This is a genomic window from Rudaea sp. (assembly GCF_036383415.1).
GTDB lineage: Bacteria > Pseudomonadota > Gammaproteobacteria > Xanthomonadales > Rhodanobacteraceae > Rudaea.
Genome location: NZ_DASVOK010000168.1, coordinates 1 through 7,094 on the forward strand (window position 1 = coordinate 1; position 7,094 = coordinate 7,094).

Genomic DNA, 7,094 nt, shown 5'->3' on the forward strand with positions numbered 1-7,094 from the left:
ACGTGTTCGGCGGCCAGGTGCTCGGGCAGGCCTTGTCGGCCGCGCAGCAGACGGTCGAGGACCATCGCGGCGCGCATTCGCTGCACGCCTACTTCCTGCGTGCCGGCGACATCGGCGCGCCGATCGTCTACAACGTCGAGCGCACGCGCGATGGGCGCAGCTTCTCCACGCGGCGCGTGATCGCGATCCAGCATGGCGAGCAGATCTTCAACTGCACCGTCTCGTTCCAGATCGACGAGCCCGGCTTCGAACATCAGATCGCGATGCCGAACGTGCCGCAGGCCGACTCGCTGCCATCGCGCAAGGTCCTCTCGCCTGACGAACTCGAGAAGCTGCCGCCGAAACTGCAGCGCTGGCTTGGCAGCAAGGGACCATTCGAGCTGCGTTATGTCGAGCCGCGCGACGAATTCAATCCCGGCAAGCTCGAACCGCTGCAACACATCTGGTTCCGCCTCGTCGACCGCATCGGCGACTCGCCCACGCTGCACCGCGCGATGGTCGCCTACGCCTCCGATTTCAACCTGATCGGCACCGCGATGCTGCCGCACGGCATCTCCTGGCTGACCGGCAAGGTGCAACTCGCCAGCCTCGATCATGCAATGTGGTTCCACCGCCCATTCCGCGCCGACGAGTGGCTGCTCTATTCGCTCGACAGTCCGACTGCACAGGGTGCGCGCGGCCTTGCGCGCGGGCAGATCTTCTCCGCCGACGGCCGCCTCGTTGCTTCGACTGCGCAGGAAGGCATGATGCGATTGGCGGAGGGCAAGTAATGTCGAGATCGACAAACGATCATCCTTGATCGCAAGATCAACAAGCGGCCATCCATGGCCGCACTTCTCAATTAATATCGTCACGCCATGAGGCAAATTTATACATCAGCACGCAACGAGAACGTCGACCGCGTCGTCGCGCTGCTGCGCGAGGCCGGCATCGAGACCTCGGTGACGAACCGCAGCAACTACAAGGGCCACGACTACAAGGGGCCAAGCTACTCGTCGAAATCCGGCCGTGACGACTGGGCGCAGGTATGGGTCGTGCATTCGGATGACCAGACGCGCGCACGCGCGCTGCTGCGCGAAGTCGGCATCGAGCCACCCACGCGTTATGCCGAGGAACTGGAAGCCTCGCGCGGCAAAGAGCGCACTCCCGAGCAGCGCCGCTCGCGCTTCATCTGGAACATGCGCACGCTGCTGCTCGTCGCGATCGTCGCGCTGCTGATGCTCAACTGGCTGGGCATCATCAAGATATTTTAGCGGTCGCCAGCAGCAGCGCTTTCCAACAGGATTTTTTCCTCATGTCCCGGACCAAGACTCCCTTTCTCTTCGACCTCGACGGCACCCTGATCGACAGCGTTTACCAGCACGTGCTGGCCTGGAAGACCTCACTCGATACGGAAGACATCAACATTCCCGTCTGGAGCATCCACCGCAAGATCGGCATGTCGGGCGGCTTGTTCACGAACATCCTGCTGCGCGAAACCGGACTCGACGCCACACCCGAGCGCCTCGAACGCCTGCGCCGCAACCATGCCGCCGCATACAAGGAGTTCTCCGCCAGCGTGCGTCCGCTGCCCGGCGCACGCGAGCTGCTCGACTACCTCACCGAACAAGGCAACCCTTGGGCGATCGCGACCAGCGGTCGCATGGAAACCGCCGGGCCCAACCTCGCCTCGCTCGGCATCGACCCGGCCAAAGTGACCGTGGTCACGCGCGATCAGGTCAAGTACGCCAAACCCGACCCGGACCTGTTCCTGACCGCGGCTGAACGGCTCGGCGTCGATATCCGCGATTCGCTCGTGCTCGGCGACAGCATCTGGGACATGATCGCGGCCAAGCGCGCACGCGGCCTCGGCGTCGGCCTGCTTTCGGGCGGTTACGGCGAGGACGAATTGAGCAAGGCCGGCGCGTTCCGCGTCTATGCCGATCCGGCCGACCTGCTGCTGCACATCGACGAGGTCGCGGCGCGGGCGTGACGGACCGACGCTGTACCGCACTTCCTCTCCCCCTTGAAAGTAGGGCTTTTGCACAAGAGGGGGTGGAGTAGAATTCCCCCATGAAGTCCGAGACCGTCCGCCTGTTTCAGACCCTGCCGCACCCGTGCGGCTACTTCGCCGAGCGGACGGCGCAGAATCTCGTCATCGACCCTTCCGCGCCGCACCTGCCGCGCATGTACGCGCATGCGCTGACGCGCGGCTATCGTCGCGCCGGTGGCCATGTCTATCATCCGCAATGCCCGCAGTGTCGCGCCTGCGTGCCGGCGCGCATTACGGTAGCGCAGTTCGAACCCGACCGCAGTCAGCGGCGCAACCTCAGGCGCAACGCCGACCTCACCCTGAGCGTCGAGCCGGCACGCTACAGCCACGAATACTTCAGCCTGTACCGACGCTATCTCGATGCGCGCCACGCGGGCGGCGGCATGGACAACCCCGATCCACAGGATTTCACCCGCTTCCTCTACACGGCGTGGAGCCCGACCTCGTTCCTCGAACTGCGCGACGCCGGCGGCGAGCTGTGTGCCGTCGCGGTCACCGACATCACCACGACCGGGATGTCGGCCGTGTATACTTTTTACGATCCGGCCTTCGAGGCGCGCGGACTCGGCACCCACGCCATCCTGCGCCAGATCGAACTCGCGCGCGAACGCGGCCTGCCGCATCTGTATTTAGGCTACTGGATCGAACGCCACCCGAAGATGGATTACAAGGCGCGCTTCAAGCCGTTGGAGTTGTTGACCTCCGAAGGCTGGAAGACCAGTTCCTAGATCAGCTTGGCGACGCGACCGGCGGCGGCGCCTTCTTGCGCACCCCGAATCCGAAGTCGTGATCGCTGTGCAGCGATACGACCAGGCGGATGAACGAATGCGGCAGCATCAACTCCGCCTCGACCGCGTTGCCTTCGCTGTCGCGTCCCTGCACGGTCAGGGTGAAGAACGGCCCGGCCGGATCGATCGCCGAGCAAACGATGTGCGGACCGACCGGGGGCACGTCGGTGAGGTAGGGCTTGATCACCGCGCCGAGCGTGTCTATCGCCTGTGGAAACAGGAACACGGCGAAGCTGGTCGTATCGTTCATGTGGTTGCCATTCGTTCGATTCGTTCGAGTATAGCGAAAGCGCGACAGGGCATTGCCCGGTCCAGTATTCTCGACGCTCCCCCTTCGCCATCCATCCATGCCGCACCTTCTCTGTTTCCTCGCCCTGCTCCCGCTCGCCGCCGCGCATGCCGCGCCGCCCGACGACACCTGGATGAGCGTGCTGCTCGACGGCCGCAAGATCGGCAGCATGCACACCACGCGCAGCGTCGATGGCGAGCGCGTGCGCACGATGCAGGCGATGCAGATCGAGCTCGAACGCTCCGGTCTCAAGGTGGCGCTGAGCACGAGTGAGAGCGACGAGGAGACGCGCGAAGGCAAGCCGCTGCGCTTCGAGTCGCGCACCAAGATCTCCGGCATCGAAAACGTGCAGACCGGTACGATCGGCGCGGACGGCAAGCTCGAGGTGACGACCGAAGTCGGCGGCGCGAAGCAATCGCGCACGCTGGCCTGGCCGCCGGGCGCGCTGCTCGCCGAAGGCCTGCGCCTGACCGAGGAAAAGCACGGATTCACGCCCGGCACGCGCTACAAGACGCTCGCGTTCCAGGCCGAGAATCTCGAGGCGGTCGAGGTTGATTCGCGGGTCGGCGCGCGCGAGACGATAGACCTGCCCGACGGCAAGCGCGAACTCGTGCGCATCGAACAGACGATCGCGCTCGGCGATGCGCCGACGAAAACGGTGTCGTGGGTCGAGGCCGATTCCAGCGTGCGCAAGCTGCTCGTGCCGATGATGGGCTACGAATTGACCATGCTCGCTTGCTCGAAAGCCTGCGCGACCGGGCCGAACCAGGCGTCCGACATCCTCGTCGGCACGATGCTCGCCGCGCCGCGTGCGTTGACCGCCGACGAGCGCACCAAGGGCATGCGCATCCTCGTCAGCGCGACCGACACGAGCGGTGAGGCGCTCAAGTTCGCCACTACGGACGAACAGCAAATCGCCGCGGTGGCCGGAGGCAAGGTCGAGCTGCGCATCGCGCCGGCATCCACGGAAACATCGCGCGAAGGCAAGCCCACCGCTGCAGATACGCAGCCGAACGACTGGCTGCAAAGTGCTGCACCCGAGATCATCAAGCTCGCCCGCGAAGGCGCGGGCGCAGCAAAGGCGCCCGCTGCGCAGATGCAGAACCTCGAGGACTTCGTCCGCAGGTTCATTCGCACCAAGGACCTCAGCGTCGGCTACGCCTCGGCGCTCGAGGTGGCGAAAAATCCGGAAGGCGACTGCACCGAGCACGCGGTGCTGCTTGCCGCGCTCGGTCGTGCAATCGGAATTCCGACACGCGTCGTCGACGGCCTCGTCTACATCGATCACTACGCGGGCAAGAGCAACGTCTTCGTGCCACACGCTTGGGCACAGGCCTGGGTCGACGGGCACTGGCGCAGCTACGACGCCGCGCTGCAGGGTTTCGATGCCGGGCATGTCGCCTTGTCCACCGGCAGCGGCGATCCGTGGCGGTTTTACGCGGGTTTCAGCACGCTCGGGCGCGCGCGCGTGGAGGCGATCGAGCCACTGCAGCCCTGATCGACGCCTGCCGGGCGCGGCGTATCTTCCCATGATGATTCTGGGGAATTGCCATTATTCATTGTTTCTGAAGGGAATTATCGACGGAGATTTTGCCGTTGCATGGCGCTGCATTCATGTCTTGAAAATTTGATATCTTTTTGATATCATTGTTTTCAACCATCGGAGAAGCCACCATGAACGAACGTTCCGTTTCCGCGCCGTCCGGCATTCCCGCCCTGATCGGTCTGGTCGTACTGCTGATCGCCGATATCGCCTGGCTGATTTACGGTATCCAGAACAAGGCGCCGTGGGGCATCGTCGCCGCGATCCTGGTTGGCATCGTCCTCCTGGTCAGTCTCGGCGGCTTCTTCACCGTCGCGCCGAACGAGGGTAAGGTGCTGCAGTTCTTCGGCAAGTACGTCGGCACCGTGCGCGACGCCGGGCCGCGCTGGGCAAATCCGTTCTACAGCAAGACCGGCGTGTCCCTGCGCGTGCGCAACTTCGAGTCGTCCAAGCTCAAGGTCAACGATCTCGACGGCAACCCGATCGAGATCGCCGCGGTCGTGGTCTGGCAGGTCGTCGACACCGCCGAGGCCTTGTTCCAGGTCAACGACTACGAGGACTTCGTCCATATCCAGAGCGAATCCGCGTTGCGCACGATGGCGACGAGCTATCCCTACGATTCGCACGACACCGGCGCGCTGTCGCTGCGCAGCCACGGCAGCGAAATTTCCGATCACCTGCAGAAGGAAATCCAGGATCGTCTCGCCAGCGCCGGCATGAAGATAATCGAGGCGCGCATCACCCACCTCGCCTTCGCGCCCGAGATCGCACAGGCCATGCTGCAGCGCCAGCAGGCGAGCGCCATCATCGCCGCGCGCACGCGCATCGTCGAAGGTGCAGTGACGATGGTCGAGATGGCGCTCGATCAATTGTCCAAGCGCGGCATCGTCCAGCTCGACGAGGAGCGCAAGGCGGCGATGGTCTCGAACCTGCTCGTCGTGCTCTGCGGCGAACGCGGCACGCAGCCGATCGTCAATACGGGCACCCTCTACAACTGAGCCCCGGAGAACGTCATGGACAGCGAACGGCGCGAAATATGGTTTCCTGCGAAACGTTATGGCTGGGGGTGGGGACCGCCCGTGGCATGGCAGGGTTGGCTGGTTCTCGCCGGATATTTTCTGCTCGCGATCGGCGGTGCCGGCATCTTGCTGCGCCAACCGCATACCGCCACGTCCGTCATCGCATTCACGGTCTACGTCCTGCTGCTGACCTTCGCGCTTTCCGTCATCTGCTGGCTCAAGGGCGAAAAGCCGCGCTGGCGTTGGGGCGGAAAGGGCTGATGCGCTGCATACCTGAAAAGATAATCCGAATGTCGGCTCGCCGGCATAGCCTCCATGTCGGCCGCTGACAAGAAAGCCTACCCGCTGCGCATAAGCGCCGACGTGCTCGACGCCGTGCAACGCTGGGCCGACGACGAACTGCGCAGCGTCAACGCGCAGATCGAGTACGTGCTGCGTGACGCGTTGCGCAAAGCCGGGCGCGTGAAGGCGCCGAAACCCGACTCTCCTGCAGACGAATCGGATGACCCATGACTTCTTCTCAGCCGCAGCTGCGCACCGCATTGCTGATCGGCACGGCGTCGGCACTCGCCGCGCTCGCGCTGCTTCCTTACGTGCTTGCACTGCAGCCGCACGGGCTCGACAAGTATCCGGTCGCGCCGGTGATCGTGATCGCCGCACAATTCGTGGTGAATGGTGTGCTCTGCTTCCTCCTCGCCTGGGCGGGGCTCAAGCTCGGCGCGCCGCTCGGCCTCGGCGCACCGTGGCTCGCGGCAACGCTGTATGCAGATCGCACCCGGCCGGCGACGGCGAACTGGCTGGCCGCAGCCCTGCTCGGTGTGCTCGGCGGGCTGGTCGTGATTATCCTCGTCACACGCTTCGGGCAGCCGCTTGCCGGTGCTGCTGCGCACACTGCGGAACCCGCGCCATGGCAAGGTGCTCTCGCGTCGCTCTACGGCGGCATCGTCGAGGAAACCCAGTTGCGCTTGTTCCTGCTGACCCTGCTCGCATGGTTGTTGCTGCGGGCGCGCCTGCAGCGACCGCTGGCACTGGCCATCGCGATCGTCGCCGCCGCGCTGCTGTTCGGCGCTGGCCATCTGCCGCTGGCGGCGAAACTCGCTCCGCTCGACGCCGGCATCGTCGCACGCGTGATCGGTTACAACGCCCTGCTCGGCCTCCCCTTCGGCTTGCTGTACTGCAAACGCGGCCTCGAACACGCCATGCTCGCCCATTTCAGCGCCGATCTCGTGCTGCACGTGGTCGCGCCGCTGGCGCATTCGCTTTAGCATGCACGCATGACCCAACCGGCACCTTCCATCCATACGCACACGTTGATTGAAAGCGCCTTCGCCCTCGGCGTACCGCGCGACTACGGTCGCGTGCGCGGCCTGCGCATTGTGTGCGAGCCGGCACGGCTGGCGCACATCGGTCGCGACACGCAGGG

Annotated in this window: 10 protein-coding genes; 9 read left to right on the forward strand and 1 reads right to left on the reverse strand. The window is 64.6% G+C overall.

Annotation, left to right across the window (positions count from 1 at the left end):
* From VF497_RS06520 to VF497_RS06535, 4 genes are all read left to right on the forward strand, one after another.
* Positions 1–770 (forward strand): acyl-CoA thioesterase II (locus tag VF497_RS06520; RefSeq protein ID WP_330886878.1); only part of this gene is annotated, 770 nt, incomplete at its 5' end.
* 87 nt (positions 771–857) lie between these two features.
* A complete protein-coding gene (locus VF497_RS06525) occupies positions 858–1,253 on the forward strand; it encodes a hypothetical protein (protein WP_330886880.1) in 396 nt (131 codons plus the stop codon).
* 41 nt (positions 1,254–1,294) lie between these two features.
* Entirely contained in the window at positions 1,295–1,972 is a 678-nt protein-coding gene (locus tag VF497_RS06530) for an HAD family hydrolase (RefSeq protein WP_330886882.1), read from the forward strand.
* An 80-nt stretch (positions 1,973–2,052) separates the two neighbouring features.
* Positions 2,053–2,760 carry an arginyltransferase gene (locus tag VF497_RS06535; protein ID WP_330886884.1) on the forward strand — a complete coding sequence of 236 codons (708 nt, stop codon included), beginning with the start codon at positions 2,053–2,055 and terminating at the stop codon, positions 2,758–2,760.
* Between the two features lies 1 nt (position 2,761).
* On the opposite strand, the gene VF497_RS06540 is transcribed toward VF497_RS06535, so the two are convergent.
* Positions 2,762–3,070, reverse strand: coding sequence for a hypothetical protein (locus VF497_RS06540; RefSeq protein WP_330886886.1), 309 nt, complete (start codon positions 3,068–3,070; stop codon positions 2,762–2,764).
* A 97-nt stretch (positions 3,071–3,167) separates the two neighbouring features.
* Here VF497_RS06540 and VF497_RS06545 point away from each other — a divergent pair, with 97 nt between their 5' ends.
* The 5 genes from VF497_RS06545 (at position 3,168) to VF497_RS06565 (ending at position 6,936) form a co-directional block, all read left to right on the forward strand.
* Positions 3,168–4,607 carry a transglutaminase-like domain-containing protein gene (locus tag VF497_RS06545; protein ID WP_330886888.1) on the forward strand — a complete coding sequence of 480 codons (1,440 nt, stop codon included), beginning with the start codon at positions 3,168–3,170 and terminating at the stop codon, positions 4,605–4,607.
* 176 nt (positions 4,608–4,783) lie between these two features.
* Positions 4,784–5,650 (forward strand): SPFH domain-containing protein, encoded by an 867-nt coding sequence (locus tag VF497_RS06550; RefSeq protein ID WP_330886890.1) that lies wholly within the window; start codon positions 4,784–4,786, stop codon positions 5,648–5,650.
* Between the two features lie 15 nt (positions 5,651–5,665).
* A complete protein-coding gene (locus tag VF497_RS06555) occupies positions 5,666–5,932 on the forward strand; it encodes a hypothetical protein (protein WP_330886892.1) in 267 nt (88 codons plus the stop codon).
* Between the two features lie 54 nt (positions 5,933–5,986).
* Complete coding sequence (locus tag VF497_RS06560) at positions 5,987–6,184, forward strand: Arc family DNA-binding protein (RefSeq protein WP_330886895.1); 198 nt, start codon at positions 5,987–5,989, stop codon at positions 6,182–6,184.
* Positions 6,181–6,936: a type II CAAX prenyl endopeptidase Rce1 family protein gene (locus VF497_RS06565; protein ID WP_330886897.1), complete on the forward strand. Its 756-nt coding sequence runs from the start codon at positions 6,181–6,183 to the stop codon at positions 6,934–6,936. The genes VF497_RS06560 and VF497_RS06565 overlap by 4 nt, the downstream gene beginning before the upstream one ends.
* Positions 6,937–7,094: the final 158 nt, after the last annotated feature.

What these genes read in the sequence shown, in the direction of transcription:
- VF497_RS06525 (WP_330886880.1), top strand. Translation starts at nt 858, where the DNA reads ATGAGGCAAATTTATACATCAGCACGCAACGAGAACGTCGACCGCGTC.
- VF497_RS06530 (WP_330886882.1), top strand. Translation starts at nt 1,295, where the DNA reads ATGTCCCGGACCAAGACTCCCTTTCTCTTCGACCTCGACGGCACCCTG.
- VF497_RS06535 (WP_330886884.1), top strand. Translation starts at nt 2,053, where the DNA reads ATGAAGTCCGAGACCGTCCGCCTGTTTCAGACCCTGCCGCACCCGTGC.
- VF497_RS06540 (WP_330886886.1), bottom strand. Translation starts at nt 3,070, where the DNA reads ATGAACGATACGACCAGCTTCGCCGTGTTCCTGTTTCCACAGGCGATA.
- VF497_RS06545 (WP_330886888.1), top strand. Translation starts at nt 3,168, where the DNA reads ATGCCGCACCTTCTCTGTTTCCTCGCCCTGCTCCCGCTCGCCGCCGCG.
- VF497_RS06550 (WP_330886890.1), top strand. Translation starts at nt 4,784, where the DNA reads ATGAACGAACGTTCCGTTTCCGCGCCGTCCGGCATTCCCGCCCTGATC.
- VF497_RS06555 (WP_330886892.1), top strand. Translation starts at nt 5,666, where the DNA reads ATGGACAGCGAACGGCGCGAAATATGGTTTCCTGCGAAACGTTATGGC.
- VF497_RS06560 (WP_330886895.1), top strand. Translation starts at nt 5,987, where the DNA reads ATGTCGGCCGCTGACAAGAAAGCCTACCCGCTGCGCATAAGCGCCGAC.
- VF497_RS06565 (WP_330886897.1), top strand. Translation starts at nt 6,181, where the DNA reads ATGACTTCTTCTCAGCCGCAGCTGCGCACCGCATTGCTGATCGGCACG.